General features: G+C 41.4%; 23 protein-coding genes. 11 read left to right on the top strand and 12 right to left on the bottom strand.

Features of this window, described 5'->3' with window-relative positions:
- Positions 1-116: 116 nt before the first annotated feature.
- Entirely contained in the window at positions 117-1,157 is a 1,041-nt protein-coding gene (locus AC20OE_RS17145; protein ID WP_039176257.1) for an acyltransferase family protein, read from the top strand.
- 20 nt (positions 1,158-1,177) lie between these two features.
- Here the strand turns inward: AC20OE_RS17145 and AC20OE_RS17150 are convergent, their stop codons facing one another.
- Both AC20OE_RS17150 and AC20OE_RS17155 read right to left on the bottom strand, forming a co-directional pair.
- A complete protein-coding gene (locus AC20OE_RS17150; protein WP_487269044.1) occupies positions 1,178-1,957 on the bottom strand; it encodes a glucose 1-dehydrogenase in 780 nt (259 codons plus the stop codon).
- A gap of 119 nt (positions 1,958-2,076) precedes the next feature.
- On the bottom strand, positions 2,077-2,505 hold the full coding sequence (locus AC20OE_RS17155) for a cell wall hydrolase (protein ID WP_039176249.1): 429 nt from the start codon (positions 2,503-2,505) through the stop codon (positions 2,077-2,079).
- A 527-nt stretch (positions 2,506-3,032) separates the two neighbouring features.
- On the opposite strand from AC20OE_RS17155, the gene AC20OE_RS17160 reads away from it, so the two are divergent.
- On the top strand, positions 3,033-4,094 hold the full coding sequence (locus AC20OE_RS17160; RefSeq protein ID WP_039176247.1) for a DUF4352 domain-containing protein: 1,062 nt from the start codon (positions 3,033-3,035) through the stop codon (positions 4,092-4,094).
- A gap of 295 nt (positions 4,095-4,389) precedes the next feature.
- Positions 4,390-4,725: a hypothetical protein gene (locus tag AC20OE_RS17165; protein ID WP_039176245.1), complete on the top strand. Its 336-nt coding sequence runs from the start codon at positions 4,390-4,392 to the stop codon at positions 4,723-4,725.
- Between the two features lie 45 nt (positions 4,726-4,770).
- Here AC20OE_RS17165 and AC20OE_RS17170 read toward each other — a convergent pair whose 3' ends face one another.
- The 3 genes from AC20OE_RS17170 to AC20OE_RS17180 all read right to left on the bottom strand — a co-directional run bounded on the left by AC20OE_RS17170 (position 4,771) and on the right by AC20OE_RS17180 (position 7,167).
- Positions 4,771-5,106 carry a hypothetical protein gene (locus AC20OE_RS17170; protein ID WP_039176243.1) on the bottom strand — a complete coding sequence of 112 codons (336 nt, stop codon included), beginning with the start codon at positions 5,104-5,106 and terminating at the stop codon, positions 4,771-4,773.
- Between the two features lie 145 nt (positions 5,107-5,251).
- Positions 5,252-6,427, bottom strand: a complete 1,176-nt coding sequence (locus tag AC20OE_RS17175; protein ID WP_041088911.1) for an ABC transporter permease — start codon at positions 6,425-6,427, stop codon at positions 5,252-5,254.
- Positions 6,427-7,167, bottom strand: a complete 741-nt coding sequence (locus AC20OE_RS17180) for an ATP-binding cassette domain-containing protein (protein WP_039176238.1) — start codon at positions 7,165-7,167, stop codon at positions 6,427-6,429. Before AC20OE_RS17180 ends, AC20OE_RS17175 begins: the two co-directional genes overlap by 1 nt.
- Before the next feature lie 166 nt (positions 7,168-7,333).
- Between AC20OE_RS17180 and AC20OE_RS17185 the strand changes: the two genes are divergently transcribed.
- The gene (locus tag AC20OE_RS17185; RefSeq protein ID WP_039176235.1) at positions 7,334-8,035 is read left to right on the top strand and encodes a LytR/AlgR family response regulator transcription factor; all 702 of its coding nucleotides are present in this window, start codon (positions 7,334-7,336) and stop codon (positions 8,033-8,035) included.
- A gap of 11 nt (positions 8,036-8,046) precedes the next feature.
- The gene (locus AC20OE_RS17190; RefSeq protein WP_058837263.1) at positions 8,047-9,012 is read left to right on the top strand and encodes a sensor histidine kinase; all 966 of its coding nucleotides are present in this window, start codon (positions 8,047-8,049) and stop codon (positions 9,010-9,012) included.
- Between the two features lie 33 nt (positions 9,013-9,045).
- Here AC20OE_RS17190 and AC20OE_RS17195 read toward each other — a convergent pair whose 3' ends face one another.
- Positions 9,046-9,975, bottom strand: coding sequence for an aldo/keto reductase (locus AC20OE_RS17195; protein WP_338527808.1), 930 nt, complete (start codon positions 9,973-9,975; stop codon positions 9,046-9,048).
- Between the two features lie 159 nt (positions 9,976-10,134).
- Between AC20OE_RS17195 and AC20OE_RS17200 the strand changes: the two genes are divergently transcribed.
- The 4 genes from AC20OE_RS17200 to AC20OE_RS17215 all read left to right on the top strand — a co-directional run bounded on the left by AC20OE_RS17200 (position 10,135) and on the right by AC20OE_RS17215 (position 13,841).
- The gene (locus tag AC20OE_RS17200; RefSeq protein ID WP_260981899.1) at positions 10,135-10,596 is read left to right on the top strand and encodes a DUF1453 domain-containing protein; all 462 of its coding nucleotides are present in this window, start codon (positions 10,135-10,137) and stop codon (positions 10,594-10,596) included.
- Between the two features lie 22 nt (positions 10,597-10,618).
- The gene (locus AC20OE_RS17205) at positions 10,619-11,833 is read left to right on the top strand and encodes a sensor histidine kinase (RefSeq protein ID WP_487269045.1); all 1,215 of its coding nucleotides are present in this window, start codon (positions 10,619-10,621) and stop codon (positions 11,831-11,833) included.
- Entirely contained in the window at positions 11,830-12,486 is a 657-nt protein-coding gene (locus AC20OE_RS17210) for a response regulator (protein WP_366204371.1), read from the top strand. The genes AC20OE_RS17205 and AC20OE_RS17210 overlap by 4 nt, the downstream gene beginning before the upstream one ends.
- A gap of 314 nt (positions 12,487-12,800) precedes the next feature.
- Positions 12,801-13,841 carry a DUF4352 domain-containing protein gene (locus AC20OE_RS17215; protein WP_251181448.1) on the top strand — a complete coding sequence of 347 codons (1,041 nt, stop codon included), beginning with the start codon at positions 12,801-12,803 and terminating at the stop codon, positions 13,839-13,841.
- Between the two features lie 47 nt (positions 13,842-13,888).
- On the opposite strand, the gene AC20OE_RS17220 is transcribed toward AC20OE_RS17215, so the two are convergent.
- From AC20OE_RS17220 to AC20OE_RS17230, 3 genes are all read right to left on the bottom strand, one after another.
- On the bottom strand, positions 13,889-14,974 hold the full coding sequence (locus AC20OE_RS17220) for an SEC-C metal-binding domain-containing protein (RefSeq protein ID WP_487269046.1): 1,086 nt from the start codon (positions 14,972-14,974) through the stop codon (positions 13,889-13,891).
- Between the two features lie 191 nt (positions 14,975-15,165).
- Positions 15,166-16,104 (bottom strand): response regulator, encoded by a 939-nt coding sequence (locus AC20OE_RS17225; protein ID WP_268473092.1) that lies wholly within the window; start codon positions 16,102-16,104, stop codon positions 15,166-15,168.
- Between the two features lie 4 nt (positions 16,105-16,108).
- Positions 16,109-17,395, bottom strand: coding sequence for an ATP-binding protein (locus AC20OE_RS17230; RefSeq protein WP_487269047.1), 1,287 nt, complete (start codon positions 17,393-17,395; stop codon positions 16,109-16,111).
- A gap of 517 nt (positions 17,396-17,912) precedes the next feature.
- On the opposite strand from AC20OE_RS17230, the gene AC20OE_RS17235 reads away from it, so the two are divergent.
- Both AC20OE_RS17235 and AC20OE_RS17240 read left to right on the top strand, forming a co-directional pair.
- Complete coding sequence (locus AC20OE_RS17235; protein WP_008342152.1) at positions 17,913-18,893, top strand: glutaminase; 981 nt, start codon at positions 17,913-17,915, stop codon at positions 18,891-18,893.
- A 33-nt stretch (positions 18,894-18,926) separates the two neighbouring features.
- Positions 18,927-20,354 carry an alanine/glycine:cation symporter family protein gene (locus AC20OE_RS17240; protein ID WP_330545866.1) on the top strand — a complete coding sequence of 476 codons (1,428 nt, stop codon included), beginning with the start codon at positions 18,927-18,929 and terminating at the stop codon, positions 20,352-20,354.
- 40 nt (positions 20,355-20,394) lie between these two features.
- On the opposite strand, the gene AC20OE_RS17245 is transcribed toward AC20OE_RS17240, so the two are convergent.
- The 3 genes from AC20OE_RS17245 to AC20OE_RS17255 all read right to left on the bottom strand — a co-directional run bounded on the left by AC20OE_RS17245 (position 20,395) and on the right by AC20OE_RS17255 (position 23,215).
- A complete protein-coding gene (locus AC20OE_RS17245) occupies positions 20,395-21,255 on the bottom strand; it encodes an alpha/beta fold hydrolase (RefSeq protein WP_268502376.1) in 861 nt (286 codons plus the stop codon).
- A 111-nt stretch (positions 21,256-21,366) separates the two neighbouring features.
- On the bottom strand, positions 21,367-21,732 hold the full coding sequence (locus tag AC20OE_RS17250; RefSeq protein ID WP_025092526.1) for a VOC family protein: 366 nt from the start codon (positions 21,730-21,732) through the stop codon (positions 21,367-21,369).
- A gap of 100 nt (positions 21,733-21,832) precedes the next feature.
- Entirely contained in the window at positions 21,833-23,215 is a 1,383-nt protein-coding gene (locus AC20OE_RS17255; protein WP_039176209.1) for an amino acid permease, read from the bottom strand.
- Positions 23,216-23,234: the final 19 nt, after the last annotated feature.

Here is a 23,234-nt window from a genome sequence, read left to right on the forward strand (position 1 = left end):
AATGTGTCTTCTAATCGTTAGCGAACTGTAAACGCATAAGAGGTGTACCTTTTATATAGTAGAGGTACATATTCAATGAACGGTTTACGAAGCTGAGAAAAAGGAGATGACAGGACATGAAAAAGAGACTCGATTGGGTAGATGCAGCTAAAGGAATCGGCATTCTGCTCGTGGTTATGGCGCATGTGCCCATTCCAGATTCGCTCAAGCAATTCATTTACTCTTTTCATATGCCGCTTTTCTTTTTACTATCAGGCATGATGTTTCGATCATCCTCATCCCCTGCTCTGTCATTTATTCAGAAAAAAGCCAAAAGCTTACTCCTGCCCTATCTCTATTTCTCCATCATTACGTATGTATTTTGGTTCTCCGTTACTCGTTTTTTTGCATTCAAGGGACAAACGGATATCGACCCTTTCGTTCCGTTTACAGGTATTTTCATATCCAATGCAGATGAAGCAAGACTTACACATAACCCAGCGATTTGGTTTTTAACGACACTCTTTTTAGTGGAAATTTTATTTTTCTTTATGCATCGTCTTTCAAAAGGGAGACCTGCTGCCTTAATCTTGCTGACTATTCTTTGCGGAGGTGCTGGATATGCCTCTACCTTGCTTTTAGATCAAAGTCTTCCTTGGAATGCTAATGTTGCCTTGACGGCTGTTGTGTTTTATTCGATTGGATTTTTAGCAAAGCAGTGGTTTGTGGAATTAAAAACAGATCCAACCCTTCTTTTATGTACAGGTCTGCTTGTGCTGACGGCTTACATGCAGAGCTTTAATTCACGGATCGATATGCGCGTCAACGACTACGGTGATCTCTTTATTTTCTATGCATGTGCTCTGCTCGGTTCAGCTGCCGTGATTTATTTAAGCTTTAAATTGAAAACATCCCCTATTTTGACGTATCTAGGACGAAATTCTATTGTCATTCTTGTCTTGCAGTTTGCCGGCATTGATATCATGAAAGCATTTGTTTTTTATGGACTTGGTATCAATATTGCTGATACAGCGCAGCTCTCTTGGACACTTTTTTATACGATCGGCACATTGCTGCTCATGGTGCCATGTATCTCCTTCCTGAGCAAGTACCCGATGCTGCTCGGCAAACGAGCCAAAGCTACACAACGCTACGAACAAAAAACATCCGCCGGCTGAACAGGCGGATGTTTTTCGGATTAATCACTGATTTGAGAAGGATAAAGTGTCATTCCACCATCCACAAATAAGGTGGTGCCTGTGATATATGCCGCTTCCTTAGAAACGAGGAATGCCGCAGCGGACCCAATCTCCTTCGGTTCACCAAAGGTCCTCATCGGAATTTTCTCAAGCTGCTTTTGTTTTTTCTGTTCATCCTGCAAATCATCATTTGATTCGGTTGCCATGGTACCTGGCGCAATGGCATTGATTCGAATACCTGATTCTGCATAATCAAGAGCCAGCGTCTTTGTCATCATATTCATTCCGCCCTTTGAAGTGGAATAATGAACGTTGAATGGGCGCGGAATCTCCTGATGGACACTGGAAATATTTAAAATAGATCCTTTGATGTCATGCTCCATCATATAGGCAAGCGCAGCCTTTGCGCCTAAAAATGCACCTGTTATGTTCACATCGATGACGTTTTGCCATTGCTCCAGCGTCATCTCATGCGGCAGCGCTTCTTCGCCGTTGAAGCCTGAATTATTGACGAATACATCTACTGTACCGAAATGTTCCAATGCTGTATCCATGATGGCTTGGATGCCTTCCTCTTTGGAGACATCTGCGTGTACTTTCACCGCTTTGCCTCCGTGCTTCTGAATGGCTTGTACCGTCTCTTCAGCACCATCTTCATCTCCTTTATAGTTCACAACCACATTCATTTCCTCTTGTCCAAACCGCAATGCGATCGCTTGTCCAATTCCTTTTGAAGAACCTGTGACAATGGCTGTTTTCCCTTTTAAATCTTGATACATCTTCATTTCCTCCATTCACGTGCTTCATCTTGTTGATACACAATGGTTACCCATTTTGGAAATAACAAAAACACAACCCTCTGCATTCGTACTCTAAGAGGGTTGTGCGTTTCATCAAGCTAAAAGGTGTTATAGACATTTTCACACGTTTCGGCGGTTGGCTGATAAAAGCAATGCGACTTATACCTTGCCACAAACGGCTGATTGTACCATGTCGCCGGACAATTGCCAGGCGGTTTAAAATACCAAAGGCTGAATTTTGCCGGCCAAAAACGTTCTCCGTTAATATTTCTCCGCGCAAGTGTTTTTTCAGTTTCTCGTGCTCGTTGATAAAAGTACCCATGCGTGACCGCTTCGAATGCATGCTCCTGATAAATCATTTGTGGAATCGTACGCAGCCCTTTAAAGTCAGAGCAGTTGGCACGCAGCCGATTGATGCCCACATTTCCTACGAGCAGCATCCCTTGCTTCCCTTCACCTTCTGCCTCCGCTCTCAGCAGTCTGGCCATTAAATCAATATCAGAGCTTGTCGCTCTTACCACTGCCATACATCCACCTCCAGTTCGTTTCTCTTTTATTTTATGTAGCGTTTCTGTGTAGATGACTGCCATTTTGACATGAAAAAGCACGTTCAGTGTCGGCAGCCTGTCTAAATTTGCTGGACATGTGTCTTGCTGTCAACAACACACAAACCAAGTGATCATCCACATAGCAGGAAAAAATATTCATTACTATATACTCATTTACAAGTCATAAAAATCCTTCTAATTGCGACATCATCTTCAAAAACAGTCATTTGAACCTATTCAATAATCCGACTCAAAACCTTAAAATATAAAATGTTGAGTTTCTACAGGAGATATCAAATAATAAATTACAAGTTTCTCCTCTCAACTTAGTGTCATTTTTACTACTTGAAGCCAATCAACCTCGGAAACGCACTGAGGTATTGACAGTACTTTCGCTTCATTCTACAGTAAAAAACATACAGTATTTTTCTTTTTGTGCAAAAAGAACGATATGAACTACAGCTTTTCAATGAAATTCACCATAAACCCGAGGAGGAAAACACGACATGTTTAAAAAGAAATTATCCCTGTTTCTTCTGATCTTGTGTGTAACTGTTGTCGCTGCCGCTTGTAGTGGTGGTAAAGACAAAACAGCTGCGAAAGAAAACGATACCAAAAAATCTCTTGATGCAGCAGAAGTAAAGGTAGAAAGTGCTGAGTACACATTACCACCTCAATACGATACATCTGTACAGGATGATCAGTATGTACTAAAAGTGAATGTATCTGTAAAAAATATCAGCAAAGAGCCTCTCAATGTTGATAAAAGCAACTTCACACTTTACCAAGATGACGCACAGGTATCTACGATCTCTCCAGATGACTACAACGAAGTATTATCTTCAAGCTCTTTAAATGCAGACAAAGTAACAAAAGGCGGTCTATTCTTTGTTGTTGACAAAGACAAGGACTATCAGCTTGTTTACACAGAGCCAGGCAGTGGATCGAAAAAAGATGACAAAACACTAGAATTCGATATTAAAGGAAAAGACTTAATGAAAAAAGCAGATACACTACAAGCATCTGCAAAAGCTCTTTCTTCTTATATTGATGTGATGATTTTTGGTAAGAAAAACGACGATTTCGAAAAACTAACAGGTGATAACAAATCAACTGTTGTGAATGAATTCGATAAATCATTCAAACAAGGTTATATCACTTCATCAGGTATTTCTTCTAGCTCAGCGAAGGACGAAAACCTTGATAAGCTTTTAAAAGCAGTAAAAGAAACATTAGCTGAAAAATCAAAAGTATCAACAAAAACAAAAGCGATCAGTGGTGATAAAGCTGTCGTGACTGTGACTCTTACACCGATTGATGCAAGCCCGCTTGTCGATCGTTTGAAAGAGAAAGCGACTGAGTTCTACAGCAAAAACCGTTCAGCATCTTATGATGATGCACAGAAATATCTACTTTCTATCTATCCAGATGAATTTAAAAAATTAGGACCATCATCTTCTGAAGAAACAGTAGAAGTGAACATGAAGAAAAATGATATCGACCAATGGAAACTTGATTTGAACGACTACAAAACAAGCTCATTAGTTGAGAAATTCATCAAGAACTAAAGAAAAACCCCCGATTCCGGGGGTTTCAGATTGTTGACAAAGGGCTAAAATGATCTTTATTTTAGCCCTTTGTCTTCTTTTCAGCGTGATAGAAAACCTTTGCAGTCTAGGAAGGGCGAGCACCGGAGCGGAGCGAATTTGACATTCGTGAGCACCGGAGCGCAGAACTGACAAAGAATGCGAGGGTTTGTCTACACGCTGAAACCCCCGATCCCGGGGGTTTTTTTAATATGATGAACACAAGCGTATTGGTTGCGGCGTATATCAACATTTCTTATTTTAAGGGTGGGAGTCAATGCTAAAGTCTAATCAAAACATCACCTACACGGGTGATGAAATGTTAGAGGTATTAAAAGAAATGAATTTGATTCTTTTGTCTTTGCATAACATGGGTTCTTATTATGGTGAAAAATTTCATCAGTGTGGTGAGGAAGCATATAGAGGAGAATATGAAACAGAAACCACACGATTTATAGATGAGTGGGAGGTCACTCAAAGACTCGCTAAAGTACGAAAGATACTATCTTCGAAATTTGATAGTACTTTAGGAATTGACGATATGGATGACATTGAAAGAGCATTGGAAGACATCAAGTACTGGACAAAACCCAATGACAAGCCAAATCCATAGACATTTGATTCACTAGCAAACGAGTTCACAAGCAGGGGAATCTCTTTATAAGGAATTCCCCTTTTCAGCTTCATATTCTTTAATGATCTCAATTGGATCAACCGCATCTTCCTCTTGTGCGTATTCCTCTACATAAGGAGTCGTTAATTTTTTAAACCTTTGCTCCTCGTCTACTAAAGCAACATAGACATCATATCCTTCATAATCAGAAGGGAATAACGCTGCAGTAGAACAACCGGTTTCTAAAGCCTTGTCTATTGCATTTCTTAGTTCTAATAAGCCTTTCCTATTTCCCAAAATAAAGGCTTCAAAATGGTGTGTTTGCTGAGCATATATATTACATAGTCCTAACACATCATCGTCATCTGTTTGATAAGACATATCTCCACCTCCCCTCTTTAGTAAAAATAGGATGATTATGTCATTTCCTCTTCCATTATGCCATAACAATTCTTTCCCGAGCCTTTTTATATGAATCTCCGAATATAAAAAAACTTGTAGAAAAAATCTACAAGTTTTCCTTTCTTTATTTCGCAAGCATCCACTTTTCTTTCATAAACAAGCTTCTCACGATAATAAACAAGATGACAACTGCGAGAGCTGAGGAGCCGAGTGTCAGAGTGACAGCCACCGGATCGATGATACCAAACATCAGTTGCTTACAAAGCGCATGAATATTAAGGAATGGGACCGCAAAGTAATACGTATCTAGCTGCGTAGCACCTGCTCTCATGGTAAAGAACATTGGGATCACACCTAGTGTAATGATCATGGACATGTACGACTGTGCTTCTTTGACTGAGCCCGAAATGACGCTGAGCAGCAATTCAATCATGGATACCATGAAGGAGAAGATAATAAGCGCCGCAAACATGACGCCGATAATGCTCCACATTTGATCACCAAAGTTCAGAGCCTGCTTCAGCTTTTCTGTAAAGAGCAAAGTAGATAGAAGCAACATACCGATCGCCACAATCCCACTTAAAATACCAAACATAGAGACAGCGAGCCATTTCCCGATGAGAATCTGGAGTCTGCTGGCAGGTGTCAGGAACAACGCTTCAATGGATTTCCGGTCTTTTTCACCTGCTACAATATCAAGCGCAGCCGGCAAAGCTCCTGAGATGACGGAGGTCACCAAAATCATCGGAAGGAGAATCGACAACAGCATAGCGGTCACTCCGTTTTCCCCTTCATCCCCTTCTTCTACATCAACGGACTGCACCTCAAAAGGATGAATAACGGACGTATCGATTTGATCGGCTGCTAATCGCTTTTCGACCACTTGGTTTTGATATTGCTCCAGCAATGATTGCAGCATTTGAACAGTGATGACCGAATCATCATCTGTCGTATATCCATGGATTTTAATAGCGAATGGCTTTTGTTGTTTGAGCATATCGCCTGCCTCTTTCGGCATTTCAAGGTAAGCATTTGCCTCTCCATCTTTGACCGCTTGCTGCGGATCATCAAATGTTTCAAGGTTTAGGTTTTTGACCTCTTTGATCATTTGGTTCATTTCGGCTGGAAGCTGTTCATTGATGGCGACTGTATAGGCTTCATCCCCTGGATCTGCAATCATGCTTTCATAAAAGAACACCAGTCCAAGCATGGTCAAAAGAGGAATCAGCACGGTTAAGAGCAACGTTTTTCGATCTCTCAGCGCATCTGTCATTTCTTTCAAAAAGACGGTTTTCCACATTATGAAATCCCCCTAGCGAGCTTCGACATAAAGATATAGTTCAAGTCATCACTTTGTTCCTGAGTATATAATTCTGAAAGTGTCCCTTTGTACACAAGCTCTCCTTGATGAATCATCATGACACTGTCACAAAGCTGGCTGACTTCTTCCATGATGTGGCTTGAAAAGAGGATCGTTTTATTTTGCTGCTTGAGCTGATGGATAAAATCTCTGAAAATATTACTCGACGTGATATCTAAGCCTGTTGTCGGCTCATCAAATAAGATAATGTCAGGATCATGAATTAACGTTCTGGCAATCGCCACCTTTTGTTTCATCCCTCTTGAGAATCCTTTCACCTTGCGATCCATATATTGTCTCATTCCAAAACGCTTTGCCAAATCCTCTATTCTTGCTTTGATTTCATGCTGATCTAAGCCATACAATTTGCCAAAGTATTCAAGGTTTTCTCGTGCCGTCAAACGATCGTAAAGCCCCGTCTCACCGCCAAACAAGACACCAATTCGCTTTTTCACTTCCGTTGATTCTTTCACCGTATCAAAGCCTGCGACAGTGACTGACCCGTGCGTAGGCTCTAATAATGTGGCTACGGCGCGCAATAATGTCGTTTTTCCTGCACCATTTTCTCCTAGGATGCCAACGACTTCCCCTTCCTTCACGGAGAACGTCATGTGTTTCATCGCTTTCACGACTTTTTTCTTATCTTTAAACCAGCAGCTGCAATCGCTGAGAGTAATCATTTGGTTCGCCCCTTTCAACTTTACTTTCTAAGTCTATGATAGAAAAAATAATGCCTGCCTGATATAAAAATGTCGCGAAACGTCCTTTTTCTGTCTTGAAATGATCTATTTCAAAAAAACAAATGGTAAAATAGACAAATAATAAGAAGAGTCATAGGTGATTTTTATGATAAAAGTAGGTCTCGTCGATGATTACCGAGTAGATTTAGAAAAGCTGCACGCCATTGTGGGCAGAATGGAGGCTGTGGACATTGTCTTTGTCACGCAGTCAGCAGAGGATGCATATGAGAAGGTCAAACAAGGAGACATTGATCTGTTGTTCGCTGACATTGAAATGCCTGGAATGTCCGGCTATGAATTAGCGGACCTCATTCACTCTCACGCACTGAATGTCGATGTGGTCTTTGTGACAGGAAACAGTGGTTATGCAGTCCATGCGTTTGATTTGAATGTACATGATTATATTATGAAGCCCTACCAAGCTGATCGAATTGCCAAATGCTTAGAGCGCTATATGTCCACCAAGCAGGAGAAAAGCATTCATGGACGGCTTCTCATTAAGCAGCAGTCAGATATTCATGTGCTGCAGAAAAAGGATGTCATTTTTGTTGAGCGAACGGGCCGGTCAACAACTATCGTGACAACGACAGGAGAAATCCAGACATATCAAACTTTAAACGAGTTAAAGGGTGATTTGGCTGAAAAGGATTTTATCCGCTCCCATCGATCGTTTATCATCAATATTCATTACATTAAGAATTTCTCGGCGTATGCTAAAAATTCGTTTATCGTGTCTTTTGAAGGGACAGATAAAAAAGCCATGATGACCAAGCAGCAATTAGAATTCTTTAAGAAATACTATTTTTAAGGAGAACGAACGTGAACGCTTTCTATCTTGGATTTCGCATTTATGCCCTCATATGGCTAGGTCTTGCGTTTCATGCAGCTGCTGAAGCCTTTCTACCGCTATCATCAATTGTGTTGTGGATTCTTACCTTTTGCGTAATATGTGTTTATACATTCTTCATGTACAAAAGATTTTTACCTCATACGAGTGGTTATGTGATATTAGGTGCTTTTATACTCATCACCTGTGCAGGCTTTTTGCTGTTTCTAACGCAAGAGAATGGGCTGAGCTGTCTTTTAGCAATCATCATGATGGTGACAGTCGATATCCTCTCATTGAAGGTGATGCAGACAGAGAAACAGTTAAATGGACGGCTTCAAGAGCTTATAAACGCAGAAGCTAGAACCAACGAATTACTTCTTGAGCTGCGGAGTAAACATCATGAAACAGCCAGACATTTAAATGCCTTTTCGGCGTCGAACGACGAGTATGAGATTAAAGATTTGATTCAGCAATACGTCAAACATTTCCCATGGATGAAAGGAGAAAATGCCTATTTAGCCTCTACCCTTCACATCTTTTTGGAGCGGGCTGAGAAAGAGAACATTGCACTTTCACTAGACCTTCAAGCTCCCTTTTCATCGCTTCCCTTTTCAAAGGCGGATCAGGTTAGTTTTACTGGCAACCTGCTTGATAATGCCCTAGATGCAGCGATTGAAGCAAAGAAAGCTGGAAAAGAGGGCAGCATTTCGGTCACAACCTCTATTCGGAGCGGGCTATTTTTAATCCATTGTGAAAACAGCACAAAGGGTATGGAAAAACATGTGTTAGATCATTTATTCAAAACTTTTGGCCGCTCGACAAAAGGCGGCGATCATCAAGGCATGGGGACGTATATCATTCATCAGCTTGTTGAAAAGGCAGACGGTACACTGGATTTCACTTACCGTTCTCCAAATTTACGGCTCGTCATCAAAATCCCTCTTACAATGTCATAAAAAAAAGGTGCATAGCTGCACCTTTTTTTCGTGTTAAGAAAAAATCTTGTCGATTTGATTAATTTCCTCTTCAGTTAGTTGAACATCGTTTGTTTTTAAATTTTGCAGCACTTGGTCTGCTCGTTTTGCCCCTGGAATAATAGCATCAATACCATCCTGAGCTAAGAGCCAAGCGAGTGCGACGTGTGCCGTTTCTGCATTCTTTGATTGGGCAATCGCCTGCAGCTTGTCTACTTTTTCGAGATTTGAAAGGAATGCATCACCTTGAAAAAGTGGGTCTTTTGCTCGAATATCATCAAATGTGGCATCCTTTGTAAATTTGCCAGTCAACAAGCCTGATGCCAATGGGAAATAAGGAATAAAGGAAATACCATGCTCGACGCAGTATGGAAGAAGATCCTGCTCCGCCTGACGTTTCAGCAGAGAATACTCCGACTGAAGCACGTCTAAGTAGCCATCTCGGTTAAAGGCTTGAAGCTGTTCAAAATCAAGGTTGGATGCACCGATCGCCTTGATTTTCCCTTCATCCTTCAATTCCTTTAATGTGCCTGCTACTTCCTCGAGCGGCGTTCGCCCATCCGGGAAATGCATATAGTACAAGTCAATATAATCTGTTTGCAGTCGTTTCAGGCTATTTTCGACCTGCTCTCTTAAGAAATCACGGCTGTTATCAAGTTCAATTTGCCCGTTTACTTCCTTATGAGCTCCTTTTGTCGCAAGGACAAGCTTTTCTCTGCCGCCTCTTTTGGCAATGATCTCACCGATTAATTCCTCTGAACGGCCCAGCCCATAAATAAAAGCAGAATCTAAGAAATTGACACCTTGATCAAGAGCCGTCTCCACAAGCTCCCGTCCAGCATCCTCACTAAGATTTGGGAATAAATTATGTCCACCTACTGCATTCGTACCAAGCCCTATCGGATTCACCTGCAAATCAGTTCGTCCAAGCGTTACCTTTTTCAAAAGCTCATCTCCCTTATCTACGTAATCATCCTTATTTTCCCATGAATCAATTCCAACATTCAAGTTTCCCGCTCTCTGAAAATCAACCTGCAGGTGGACGCCGAGAAAATAGTAGATGCGTATGATGAAGATAGACTAAAGCGAAAAGGAGATCTTGTCATGACCATTCAAATTGTCATCATTATCATTATCCTGCTTTTAAGAACAGGCAAGGAAAAAGAAATCCGCCCCATCAGGCTTCTCATAGGGCCGCTCATTTTATTAGGCACTCTCTCTTATTCCTTTACCCAGCATATTGAAATCACGGCGATGAGCCTGCTTGTGATGACTGGCTTTGCATTCGCAGGTTTTGCAATCGGGCTTTGGAGAGGTAAACTATACAAAGTAACATATGATCAACAGTCGGGACGTATCACCGCCGCCAGCTCACTCTATGGAACACTTTTTTTCATCGGAATCATCCTTATCCGGATGACAGTAGGTTCAGTTGTACAGGATGGCGGTCATTCCCTGATCATTTTCGCAAATGGCCTGACATTCCTTCCAATTGGCAGTATGATCGGATTACGTTTTATTCTTTTAAAAAGATATATGAACATCAAGGCATCTGCTGCTATTTAACTGACAGACAGGAGTTTTTGATATGAACCTTCAGCAGCCACTCAAGCTTTTAGGTCAAATAAGGCAAAAATTCGTATTAGGCCTTGTATTGACCTATATGTATATTCAAATGTATGAGCCCCTTTCAATAGGCGAATTGGTGTTTCGCACCTTCGTCTATTTGGTGTTTCTCCTTTGTCTTTTTCCAAAAAGCAAGCTGTCACCTAAAAAGCAATTTTCTATGCTCCTTTTGATGTGGATTCTGACACATCTCTTGTGGATGGTGACAGGTCAGATTCAAGACAGTATTGGGCTGACCTTTTTTATGATTGGCTTTATCGCTTTTCGTTTTTCAGAGGCGCATCATCCCTATCTATTTGCTATCATCTTTTTCACTAGTGGAGTCAGTTATTATGTAAATGATTTTTCTTGGAACATGGTGATCACTCTCCCGCTATTCCAGCTGCTTGTGTATACACTTGTCTTGATCTCTAGAATGCGGCGGCGTGAACAGGAATTAAAGGAAGAACACTTCGGAGAACTGCAATTGGTTCACAAGGAATTATCAGATGCCCATGAACAATTAAAAAAGGCGCATATAGAGCTTGAAGAAGCGACCGTTCAGTCACTCCAATTTGCTGTGCTGGAGGAGCGAAGCAGAATTGCACGTGACCTGCATGACAGCATCGGTCACCAATTAACCTCAATGATTGTCCAGCTGCAGTCTTTGCCCTACCGTTTAAAACAGGAAGAACCAGAGCAGATGGCGCAGACGTTTCAGGAGCTGATCAATATTTCTAAAAATTGTCTCACCGAAGTTCGTTCTGTGGTTCATCATATGGCGTCAGATGATGCAGGTCTCGGACTTGCCGGACTTCGCAGTCTCATCAAGCAAGGAGAGATATCAGGAGAGCTAGATATTCAATTTCATACAGAGCAGCTTACGTATAAAAAATGGCCGCTCTCCGTTTCTGAACTGCTTTACCGCATTTTACAAGAAGCCATCACCAATACAATTCGCCATGCCAAGGCGACCGCAATGACCATTACACTCTATAACCACCAGCATGAGCTGATGATGAACATTGAAGATGATGGAAATTTGACCAGCGAAAAAGATATTTCATTTGGATTTGGGCTGTCAGGCATGAAGGCACGGTGTGACGCAGCAGGCGGTTCCCTCAAGACGTCCATACGCGAGCCGCACGGCTTTTGTATCCATGTTCAAATTCCTATCAAGGAGGACTCTGAGACATGACAACCCCTATTAAGATTGGCATTATTGATGATCAGCCGCTGATCCGCCAAGGATTTCGTTATATTGCAAGCGCTCAAGAGGATATTGACGTCATTTGGGAGGCGTCAGACGGTCAGGAGGCGGTTGAGCTTTGCTTGACCAACAAACCTGACGTACTGCTCATGGATGTACAAATGCCTGGAATGGATGGCATCACGGCAACAGAGCACATTTTAAAAAAGCACCCAGATGTAAAAGTTGTGATTCTCACGACCTTTGATACGGAAGAATACGTCTTTGACGGGATTCGTGCAGGGGCAGTCGGTTATTTGCTGAAGGATACAATGCCTGAGGAATTAATTGAGGCTATCCGCACCGCCTTTGCTGGTGAATCTGTCTTTCGAACGGCAGCCTCTGAGCACATGATGGCACGAGCTCTTCAGCAGACAAATGATACACATCACACTCATCTACTTCACGAATCATTTACAGAACGTGAACGCGATGTTTTACAGCAAATGGCCTATGGTTTAAAGAATGAAGACATCGCTGATCAATTATTTATCAGCAAAAGTACGGTAAAAACGCATGTGCACCGTATATTACAAAAGCTCAATGCACAAGACCGCACACAGGCTGTCGTCTTCGCCATCCGGCACCGCCTCGTCAAATAAAAAACTACCTTTATTTCAAGATTTTTATACAAAAAACATTTAAAACCCAAAATAAATCTATAAATCAATACTTATTAACCAGTATATTGTGCTTATTTAATTCCTTATTTTATAGGTAAATGTGTTAAAAACTATTAAAAATAGGGACTAAAACCTATTCCTCATCATGAATGAATTTCGATAGAATGAATAGTGCAAATCGTCATTAGGATATTTTCCCCTTTAACACCCGAATATACCATTCTATCTGTTTCTTTTTTCATAGTCAGATAGCGGGAATGAAATGACGAAAGAAAAGCAAAGGAGCATCAACTGTGAATCTTAAAAAAATAAGTGCCCTCCTCATGATTTCATTCGTGATGATCATCTCTGCAGCCTGCCAGAGCTCAGCCAAATCAACAGACACTGACCAAAAGTCAACGAAAACAGCAGAGGTAAAAGTCAATAGCTACGAATATACGTTACCAGAAGACTCAACAACTACCCTGAGAGACAATGAATTGGTATTAAAAGTCAACCTAACGATCACAAACAAAGGTGACAAAGCCCTTTCATTATATAACTCTGACTTCTCCCTTTATCAGGACGATGCCAAAGTATCTGATTTAAAATTCTACGGCAGTAAAGACCGTCTTGACCTTGGTTCACTGAACAAAGGCAAGTCACTTTCAGGAGCTCTATATTTCCTAGTAGACAAAGGGAAAAAATATCAGTTCGTGTATCAGGACAGCATCAAGAAAAACAGTGATTCCATCCAAATCGATCTAGATGGAAACAAAATACTCGATTCAGCAAAAAAGCTGGATAACCCAGCAAAAGCGTTATCCGCTTATACCGATATTATTGTTTTTGACAAAAAGAACGATGAATTCGCAGATTTAACGGGTGACAACCAATCGGATGTCGTCAATAAATACCATGAAATGTTTGTTAAAGACTTCAAAAGAAGTGCAGGAATATACGGTAATGAAGTGAGTGACCGTGATATTCTGTCGATGTACAAACGCATTCAAAACACTATGAAGGATAAAGCCAAAGTAGAAACAAGTGTAAAAACCATCTCTGATGACGAAGCAAAGGTTGTCGCTCAAGTAACAGGCATTGATGCTTCTAACTTAAAAGACAAGCTAGACAAGAAAAGAGACGAGTTTTACAACGGAAAGATCCGTTCTAAAGAAGAATTGTATAAAAAAAGCTTAAACATGTACGCATCTGAATTCGAAAAGCTTCCTCCCGTCTCCAGCCCAGCTGAATATGAAGTGAAAATGAAGCGTAATGGGGATGGTCAATGGAAAATCGACCTAAACGATTATAATACAGAGCAGTACATGAGTGGTTTTATTAAAACAAGATAATCTAAAAAAAAGACGCTGGCCTCTGAAGGTGCCGCGTCTTTTTTAGATTATACTGTCGCCTCTTGCTCTTCTTTCACCGCTTTTTCGATATCTTTAAAACGGCTCGATACAGTCGACGCACTAATGCCATACTTCTTCGCTACTTGTGCTTGAGAAAGCGGAGCATCGCTTGCAAGTGAATGAATATAGTATTCGATTCCCGCAGCAAATGACGCTGCTTTACGGATTACAGGTGATTTCTGATCACAGTAGGCTTTCCAAACCGTTAAAGCACCATCTGTCAGGCTTTGGTCACCGTGCTCCTTCATTCCGTCTTCAATCAGCTTAGCTGTTTCCAGCTGGACGTCACTTGCCCAGTCCATACGATCTGCTGATAGACCTGCATCGCCTTCTGTTTGAGCAGGTGTTTCTGATCCTTCTACTTCTTGCTTCGCAAACATACACTTCAGCACATCAGGGAATGATTCTCTCATAAATGTGCTGCGCGCTCCTCCATTTGCTTCATATGCGTCAACAAGCTGGCGGACCTGAAGAAGAAGAGTATCCGTGAACTCTTTCGCAAACATCGTATACTGAATGAAAAACTCTGCTTTTTCTTCAAATTGAACAGGAAAACCAAGCACGAGACTTCCCTTTTCAGGCAGTACCGTTTGATCCGGTTTTACATCTACTTCAACCTTCTCAGCTGTTACCATATCTTCAAAGTAAAGAGACTCTTCCGTTTTTTCATTTAATAAAAGCAAAGATGGCTCCATGTCTGTCCAAGATTGGACCACTTGTCTTGTTTTCGGACGGGTAATATCTTCTGCTTTCTTTGTCAGGAATTCTTGGAAAATGGTTTCTTTCTGATCAGTTAATGGACGGAAGAAGATGCCCCATACACTCAAATGAAAAACTGAGATTTGTTGCGTTTCTTTATCCATATCTGCAAGGAAAGAAAACTCATTAATGAATTGATTGATCGCTCTTTGATGTTTAGAAAAAGCATAATTCATTAAATCCTTTTGAACTTGTACAGCTTCCTTAAACACAAGCTCAGACGTTTGTTCTCCGCCTGATTTTTGACCACAGCAATGTTTATATTTTTTTCCGCTTCCGCATGGGCAGAGCGCATTTCGTTTAATTTTTCCCAAAATAAAACCTCCGACATTCTAGTCTAACCTCACTATTTTAACAAACGATTGTACAGGAGGGTTTTATTTTCAAGAAAAAAGAAAAATCAGAATGATCAGTTAAATTATAAAGACACCTGAAGATCAAGACAGATCATAGGAAAGACAGACTTTCTCTGTTTATTTTCTCCAATCATACCAACAGATTTTCCTCAGCTCATTTCTTCGAATAACTGCTTTGCTTCAAAATAAAAGATTTGAACAAATTTCTTTGTATTGACTCTGCCCGTCGATCCTGCGAGAGAAGATGTCTTCTGCATTTCTTTCATTCTTTGGCTGACATCGGTAAAATCGAAAAACTTCGACGCGTAGTGCTCGAACTTAGGATTTGAGAAATCTGTTAATCCTAGTGAGGCAAAATGATTCAAGGAATGATGAATAGCTCGTCTAATCCGCTGCTCCGCCGCTTTCACTTCCCGCATCACCTCTACATCGGTTGCACCATGATCCAGCTTTCTTTCTGCGGTTTTGATAAACAGCTGCTTTAGCGGCGGGAAATTGACCTCATGAGAATTGGCTGACTGAGTTTCATGTAAATAGAGAAGTATCTCCAGTAAATCCTTAGAGCCGTTCTCACCGACAATTCCCAGCTCAGATAAGAGGAATTCCCCAGCCTCTTTCATCGTTCTTCTCTTCGCTCCAGCGCCGGCACCTTGAGAAATCACAGGCTCTAATGGCAGTACGTGGCGAAGGGAGGCTTGTATATCATAAATCGATTTTTCCAGTTTGATACGCTCCATGACTTTTCGAATCACACTGACGATTTCAATGCGATTGACGGGCTTATGAATATAATATTCAATCCCTAGTTCATAGGCTTCTGCCATCATCTCTTTCGCCTCTACTTGGGAAATCATAATGACCTTGCCTTTGAATTCAGGGTGAATATGGCGAATGGTTTGAATGCCATCTCTAGCAGGCATTAAAAGATCAATCAAAAGGATGTCTACTTTCTTGAGGTTCAGTGAATGTGCCTCTAATCCAACTCCGTCACCCGCTTCATCTACGACCTCTCCCAAATCCTCATCCTCTATGATTTGACCTAAAATCGAGCGTATTGCACGATCATCATCTGCAATGAAGAATCGCATACACTCACCCTCTCTGTATTAAATTTTGTATAGGAAGGACAAGCAGAAAAGCTGTCCCTTTTGTTTCTTTTGGTTCGATTTGAATATGACCGCCTAGCTCTTGAACCAGCTCTTTCACATAGGATAAACCTATCCCAGTAGACGGTGTTCCAAATGCATCAAATTTGGAGGTATAGCCTGGATCAAACACAATCTCTCTCATTTTTTTAGGAATCCCCGGTCCATCATCTTCAATCCGAATCTCTATTTTATCATGACTTCCTTTCAATTCGAGTGAGATCATGCCGGTATCCTTTATAGCTTCCACTGCATTGGCCATTAAATTATTAATCAGCGATAAGAAAATAAACACATGATAATCATGCAGATGAATGCCCCTTATATCAGAGGTAAAGGAGATGTTTTTCCCAAGAGATAGAGCATACTTCTCTTGAATCCGGATCACAATTTGAACGAGTTCTTCCGCCTTCATGTAATCTTGCATATTTTCCTTCGAAATCAGCTTTGAAAGCCCAGCATAAATACGCTGATTGTCCTTTTTCACTTCATGAATTTCTCCAGCGAGTTTTAACAGCTCCTGACTCACTTTTTTCCCTGCTTCGTGTTCATGCAGAAGACGATAAAGCCGGTATGATTCCTGCGTAATATGCTCTGTATGTTTTAATGTTTTCTTTAAGTGCACCGTTTCTTCATATAAATTTGAAATGACCATCATCATATGCTCATTTTGTTTCATGATCTGCTTCTCTCTTGATTGTGCCTCATACAGCTTCATCATATTAAAAAAACTGATCACCACAAAGCTGTGAGCAAACGCAATGAGGAACATATCGCTCAGCTTTGATAAAGTCATCGTTGTATCAAACACTAGAAATTGTACAAACAGCTCGACAAAATCAGCAACTAATTCGATCATCAGACCGATGATCCCAATGAAAATAGAGCGCTGTTTAAAGCGACCCGTTCGGACGGCAAAAAACAGGAACGCATACGTGAAATAGAAAAAGAAGCTTGGGAATTGCTGATAAAATGATAAAGCCAGATCAGCATTCTGCTGAATCAAATCTAGGCCTACACGAAAAAGCACAATGGCTGCGCCTGTTAAAAATCCTGGCAATAGCGGTCTAGATGTTCTTAAAAGTAATAAACAAAAGAAAAACGCAGGCGCACCAAAGCTGATGCGAAACGTCTCATTCACAGGATAAAACTTCAGCTCTCCTGCAAGCGGCACAATGACCATCATAAAAATTAAAATGAATGCGTCCTTTTTGACAAGCTGATTTAAACTCAAATGACTGACATCCCTTCCCCTGTTTGCATAGCCACAGTATACAAGGAGACTCTTTTCTCCACAATGTGCAAAAAAATAATTTTCACCGCTCTTTTTATCTCCAAAATCCTTTTTTATGACTATTCTCCGGGGCAGCAAGGTGACCTTTCAGCTATTCAGTGTTTTGATCATTGACGACAATAATAGGAATTGTTTAGACAATAGTCGACAGACAGATTTTTATTTGTAAGTTTTTCTGTAGATTTACGTCAGATTGTGTAGTTTCCAAGATAAATTGAATGAATAATTTTAGTGAAACTAGATGTAAGCGTTTTCTTAATTTTCACTAAAAACCCTTTTTGTTTTTCCGCCGACAATGCCTTCATTTGTACATATATTTAGGTGTAAAGGAGTGGTGCAAGCAGCGCATGACAAGTTCTTTGAAGATGTGTAACATGTTTTCGTGCCTATTTGATCGCATTTTTTGTCATCCGCCAATTCAATAGGGTACTTTTTGATTTTTGATTGGAGGAATCGTATGAAAACAGCAATTTCTAATAATACACAACACGCATGCCAGTCTTCTGTTGATCAATGGGCAGAAGAAATACGTCCGTATTACAAGAACGGGCAGAATGCTGGCTACATTCCAGCACTCGGAAAAGTGAATTCCTCTCAACTTGGTATCAGCGTGATAGGCCCAGATGGATCATCTGTACGATATGGTGATTGGGACGTTCCCTTTACCCTGCAAAGTATCTCAAAAGTCATCAGCTTTATAGCTGCCTGTTTAGGAAGAGGCGTACCTTACGTCTTGGATCGGGTAGATGTAGAGCCAACTGGTGATGCATTTAATTCCATCTACCGTCTTGAGATGCATAAACCAGGGAAGCCCTTTAATCCAATGATTAATGCTGGAGCTATTACCGTATCCTCCATCCTTCCCGGAAAGACTTCTACAGAAAAGCTAGCATATATTTTCGATTTAATCGAAAACTTAATAGGTAAGCGTCCTTCTGTCAATGAAGAGGTTTATCAATCAGAATGGGCAACTGCGCATCGCAACCGGGCACTTGCTTATTATTTAAAAGAAACCAATTATTTAGAATCGGATGTCGAGGACACGTTAGAAGTGTATTTAAAGCAATGTTCCATCGAGGTCACAACAGAGGACATCGCCTTGATTGGACTGATTATATCAAGTGATGGCTACCATCCCTTTAAACAAGTCCAAGTCATCCCAAAGGATATCGCCAGACTAACAAAGGCATTGATGCTGACATGCGGCATGTATAATGCGTCTGGAAATTTTGCTGCTTTCGTAGGCGTTCCAGCCAAAAGTGGTGTGTCTGGAGGAATTATGGCTTGCGTTCCGCCAAGCGCAAGAAGAGAGTTCCCGTTTCAGACAGGCTGTGGTATTGGCATTTACGGTCCTGCCATTGACGATTGTGGAAATAGTATTACCGGTGTCATGATGCTGAAAAAACTCGCTAAAGAGTGGGATCTCAGCATTTTTTAAAAAGAACAGTGATGAATTCGAAGAGGTGATGTTATGAACGAAAAAGCTTTGCTATCTTATTTAACACATACAAATGATTTTATTTGGACTTATATTGTGATTGCTCTGTTACTTGGTGTTGGGGTGTACTTCACATATAGAACACGCTTCCTGCAAGTGAGAATGATCAAAGAAATGCTGCGTGTCCTGAAAGAAGGAAGAAAAGAAAAAGAGGGAATATCACCGTTCCAAGCATTTGCCATCAGTATGGCAGCACGCGTAGGGACAGGGAATATCACAGGGATTGCCATCGCTATTGCCATTGGTGGCCCTGGTGCCATCTTTTGGATGTGGATCGTAGCCATTATCGGATCTGCTTCAAGTTTCGTTGAAAGTACACTAGCTCAAGTATATAAAGTAAAAGACAAAACAGGCTTCCGAGGTGGACCTGCTTATTACATGGAAAAAGGGTTAAACAAGCGCTGGATGGGGATTTTATTTGCGATCCTGATCACGATTTCTTTTGGAATCGTCTTTAACGCGGTTCAATCCAATACGATCACTGTCGCTTTTAAAAATTCCTTTGGTTTAGACCGTTTAACCGTCGGTATTGTGATGGCAGTCATTTTTGCAGCGATCATTTTCAAAGGCATCCAAGCGATTGCAAAGGCTTCTGAATACATTGTGGTTGTGCTTGCAGTTGCTTACATCGGTATTGCGTTCTTTGTCATTGTCACAAATATCACGGAACTTCCTGGTGTCATCAGCACGATTGTGAAACACGCCTTCGGGTTTGAACAGTTCGCTGGCGGTACGCTGGGCGGTGCTTTATTACAAGGGATTAAACGCGGTCTCTTCTCAAATGAAGCTGGTATGGGTAGTGCACCTAACGCAGCAGCAACGGCTGTCACGAGCCACCCTGTTAAACAAGGATTAATTCAAGCATTCGGCGTGTTAACAGATACGTTAATTATTTGTACAAGCACAGCCTTCCTTGTCCTGTTTTCTGATGCGTATAAAACAACAAATCTGCAAGGGATTGAATTAACACAGGCTTCTCTCAGTCAGCACATTGGACCATGGGCATCTGGCTTCCTTGCCATCATGATTTTCCTATTCGCATTTAGTACATTGATTGGTAACTATTACTATGGGGAAACGAACATTGAATTCCTTGGAGCGAACAAAATTTGGCTGAACATCTATCGAATTGCTGTTATTGGAATGGTTCTGTTCGGTGCGGTTGCCACTGTTCCTCTTGTTTGGGGTCTAGCCGATCTCTTTATGGGACTCATGGTCATCGTCAACCTCATCGCCATTACCATGCTGTCTAAGGTCGCCTTCGCAGCACTGAAGGATTACACGAGACAGAAAAAAGAAGGCAAAGATCCTGTTTTCTATAAAAATGCCGTTCCAAACAATGAGAAAATTGAATGCTGGAACGACGAACCTGCTGAATTGAAAAAGAATCAAATTGGATAAATCAAAAAAAGCTCTGGTCCTCTGATCAGAGCTTTTTTCTTTATGTCAAGAATTCGAGTATGAGTTTGTTGACGACGTCTGGTTTTTCATGATTGATCCAATGCGAGGCATCATCGACAAAGATCAGCTGGCCATTTGGACAGATCTTAATCGTTTCCTTCGCCAGCTTTCTGCTTAAAAATTTGTCTTCCATCCCCCAGATCATGCGAACAGGAACGAGAATTCGTTTTGAAATTGGCTTTTCAAAGCCGCCTTTTTTAATGGCTCGGTACCAATTCAGCATTGAGGTCAAGGCGCCTGGCTGCGTCCAAGCGAGCTTGTAGCTTGAGACATCTTCCTTCGTAAACAAATGTGGTCTTGCAGTCAGCCCAATGGCTTCATCCAGCTTTTGAAAGTGATTTTCTTGAAGTGCTGCCTCTGGAACATTTGGGAGCTGAAAAAAAGCGATATAAGAGCTTTTCTTCCACTGCGGCGGATAAAAAGGAAGAACCCTCATCATCACCCGCGGATGCGGCATATTCACAATGATTAATTTCTCGACATATTGAGAACGGGTCGAAGCCAAATGCCAAGCAACAGCCCCGCCCCAGTCATGTCCGCCGACAATCGCCTTTTGGTTCGGGCTCAGCGTCTTAATCAGTCCTACAATATCATCTCTCAATTTATCTAATACGTAGGATTCGACTCCTTCTGGCTTGTCACTTAGATGGTAGCCTCTTTGATCAGGAACGACAACACGATAGCCCGCCTCAGCCAAGGGGATGATTTGATTTTTCCAGCCGTACCAAAACTCAGGAAACCCGTGGAGCAGCACAAGCAGCGGGCCATTTTCCGGTCCAGCCATTGCTGTATGAAGTGTTACACCATTTGTTTGGATTGATTGAAACTCAATTTGTTCCATTCCTTTGCCACCCTTCTCCTTGTCCTTTTATTCTTCCAACATAGCATATTTTCCATTTTTCAGAAAATAAAAACACTCACAAAAAACCTTCACACTCGTGAAGGTCTTAGTCTATTTCATATAATTCAGAACCCAGATTAACCCGTTTTTCCGGTCCTGTACTTGTCCGTGAAGTGCGCCAAAGAAGGTATCCTGTAATTCAACCAGTACATCTCCATCAGCTTCCAGTGCTTCATAGACAGCCTTTAGTTCTTCTTCATTGTCAAACTGCATGATCAATCTGAGATTCTCTGGCTTTGGCGTGCGTCCAAACGTATCTGAAAAATGAAGCAGCGATTCCCCAAGATGCAATTCAGCATGCAGGACACGGTCTTGATGTTCATTTAAGATTTGAATATCCCCACCAAAAATCCCTTGATAATATTGAAGAGATTCTTTCACATCTTCTACAACAATATAAGGACTAACACTAATCATATCCCTCATCCTCCTCTTGTTCCGTCCATTATCTCTTTTATAGCTTATCCCAAATCGTATGAAAAAAGGCACAAATCGTCAACGGATTTGCACCTTTTTCTCATGAAGATTTCGCTAATTCACTGTGTTTGTTTGAATACGCTGCGTACATGACGACGCCGATTAACAGCCAAACCCCAAAGTAAAGCCATGTCCGGCCTGGTAAGTTGAGCATAAGGAACAAGCAGCAGCCCATTGATATAATCGGCAGAACCGGCACAAAAGGAACCCTGAAGCCCCTCTCAAGCTGCTGATGTGTCTTTCTCAAAATAAGCACAGATAAACTGACCATGGCAAACGTTAATAACGCACCGATATTCGCTAAGTTGGACAGATCCTTCAAATCAATAAAGCCTGAAATAACAGCTGTCATTCCGCCAATCATCCATATGCTAGCAACAGGCGTATCGCTTTTGTTTGTTTTTGAAAACACTTTAGGCAAAAGTCCGTCTCGGCCCATCGCATAGGCAATTCGAGTTGCCGCATAATTATTGGCGAAAATCACAGCCATCAATCCAATGACCGCACCAACAGAAATAATACCAGCCACGCTATTTTGATGTACACTTTGCAGGACATAGGACATAGCTTCTGTAACATTAAGCTTTGTATAATGCACCATGCCTGTCATGACCAAACAAACGACAATGTAAATGACCGTACAAATAAGTAATGAACCTATGATCCCAATTGGCAGGTTCCGCTGCGGATTTTTCACCTCTTCAGCTGAAGCAGAAATCGCATCAAATCCTAAAAAGGCAAAAAATACAGCAGCAGCACCGGCAATAACGCCTTCTGCGCCAAACGGCATAAATGGCTGCCAATTGGCTGGCTGTACATAAAAGCCGCCTACTACAATGAAAAGAACAATAATACCGAGTTTCACAAACACCATGATATTATTAAATTTTTTACTTTCCTTCGTTCCTCTAGATAAGATCCACGCAATCAGTAAAGCAATGATAATCGCCGGCAGATTCATATATCCGCCTTGCTCTGGCCCCGCTAAGAATTGATGCGGAATCGAAATTCCAAATCCCTCAAGCAGGCTGTTGAAATAACTCGACCAGCCGCTGGCGACAGCTGAAGCTGTCAGCATATAAACAGATAATAAGGTCCAGCCCATCAAATGGCCTACAAGCTCGCCCATGGTTGTATATGAATAAATGTATGCACTGCCGAATACAGGGAGCGCTGACGCCATTTCTGCATAGCAAAGTGCTGCCAAACTGCACACAATGGCTGCAATCGCAAAAGAGAAAATGACAGCCGGTCCAGCATCCTTAGCTGCTGTAATTCCAGTTAATACCATAACCCCTGTACCAATCACCGCCCCTATACCAAGAAGCGTGAGATCAAGCCCGCCCAGCGTTTTCTTTACCTTTTGCTGTCTGCTCTGTTCCAACAAATCGTGAATGTGTTTCTTACGAAGAATATGTCGCAAACCCTTTCCCTCCAAAACG

The sequence above is a fragment of the Bacillus sp. SRI_025 genome (assembly GCF_057592095.1).

Excerpts from the sequence above, each read along its gene's own strand:
- AC20OE_RS17170 (WP_039176243.1), bottom strand. The coding sequence starts at position 5,106 with ATGTCTTATCAAACAGATGACGATGATGTGTTAGGACTATGTAATATA.
- AC20OE_RS17150 (WP_487269044.1), bottom strand. The coding sequence starts at position 1,957 with ATGTATCAAGATTTAAAAGGGAAAACAGCCATTGTCACAGGTTCTTCA.
- AC20OE_RS17175 (WP_041088911.1), bottom strand. The coding sequence starts at position 6,427 with ATGTGGAAAACCGTCTTTTTGAAAGAAATGACAGATGCGCTGAGAGAT.
- AC20OE_RS17240 (WP_330545866.1), top strand. The coding sequence starts at position 18,927 with ATGAACGAAAAAGCTTTGCTATCTTATTTAACACATACAAATGATTTT.
- AC20OE_RS17205 (WP_487269045.1), top strand. The coding sequence starts at position 10,619 with ATGAACCTTCAGCAGCCACTCAAGCTTTTAGGTCAAATAAGGCAAAAA.
- AC20OE_RS17245 (WP_268502376.1), bottom strand. The coding sequence starts at position 21,255 with ATGGAACAAATTGAGTTTCAATCAATCCAAACAAATGGTGTAACACTT.
- AC20OE_RS17185 (WP_039176235.1), top strand. The coding sequence starts at position 7,334 with ATGATAAAAGTAGGTCTCGTCGATGATTACCGAGTAGATTTAGAAAAG.
- AC20OE_RS17155 (WP_039176249.1), bottom strand. The coding sequence starts at position 2,505 with ATGGCAGTGGTAAGAGCGACAAGCTCTGATATTGATTTAATGGCCAGA.
- AC20OE_RS17180 (WP_039176238.1), bottom strand. The coding sequence starts at position 7,167 with ATGATTACTCTCAGCGATTGCAGCTGCTGGTTTAAAGATAAGAAAAAA.
- AC20OE_RS17165 (WP_039176245.1), top strand. The coding sequence starts at position 4,390 with ATGCTAAAGTCTAATCAAAACATCACCTACACGGGTGATGAAATGTTA.
- AC20OE_RS17210 (WP_366204371.1), top strand. The coding sequence starts at position 11,830 with ATGACAACCCCTATTAAGATTGGCATTATTGATGATCAGCCGCTGATC.
- AC20OE_RS17235 (WP_008342152.1), top strand. The coding sequence starts at position 17,913 with ATGAAAACAGCAATTTCTAATAATACACAACACGCATGCCAGTCTTCT.
- AC20OE_RS17250 (WP_025092526.1), bottom strand. The coding sequence starts at position 21,732 with ATGATTAGTGTTAGTCCTTATATTGTTGTAGAAGATGTGAAAGAATCT.
- AC20OE_RS17160 (WP_039176247.1), top strand. The coding sequence starts at position 3,033 with ATGTTTAAAAAGAAATTATCCCTGTTTCTTCTGATCTTGTGTGTAACT.
- AC20OE_RS17225 (WP_268473092.1), bottom strand. The coding sequence starts at position 16,104 with ATGCGATTCTTCATTGCAGATGATGATCGTGCAATACGCTCGATTTTA.
- AC20OE_RS17145 (WP_039176257.1), top strand. The coding sequence starts at position 117 with ATGAAAAAGAGACTCGATTGGGTAGATGCAGCTAAAGGAATCGGCATT.
- AC20OE_RS17200 (WP_260981899.1), top strand. The coding sequence starts at position 10,135 with ATGACCATTCAAATTGTCATCATTATCATTATCCTGCTTTTAAGAACA.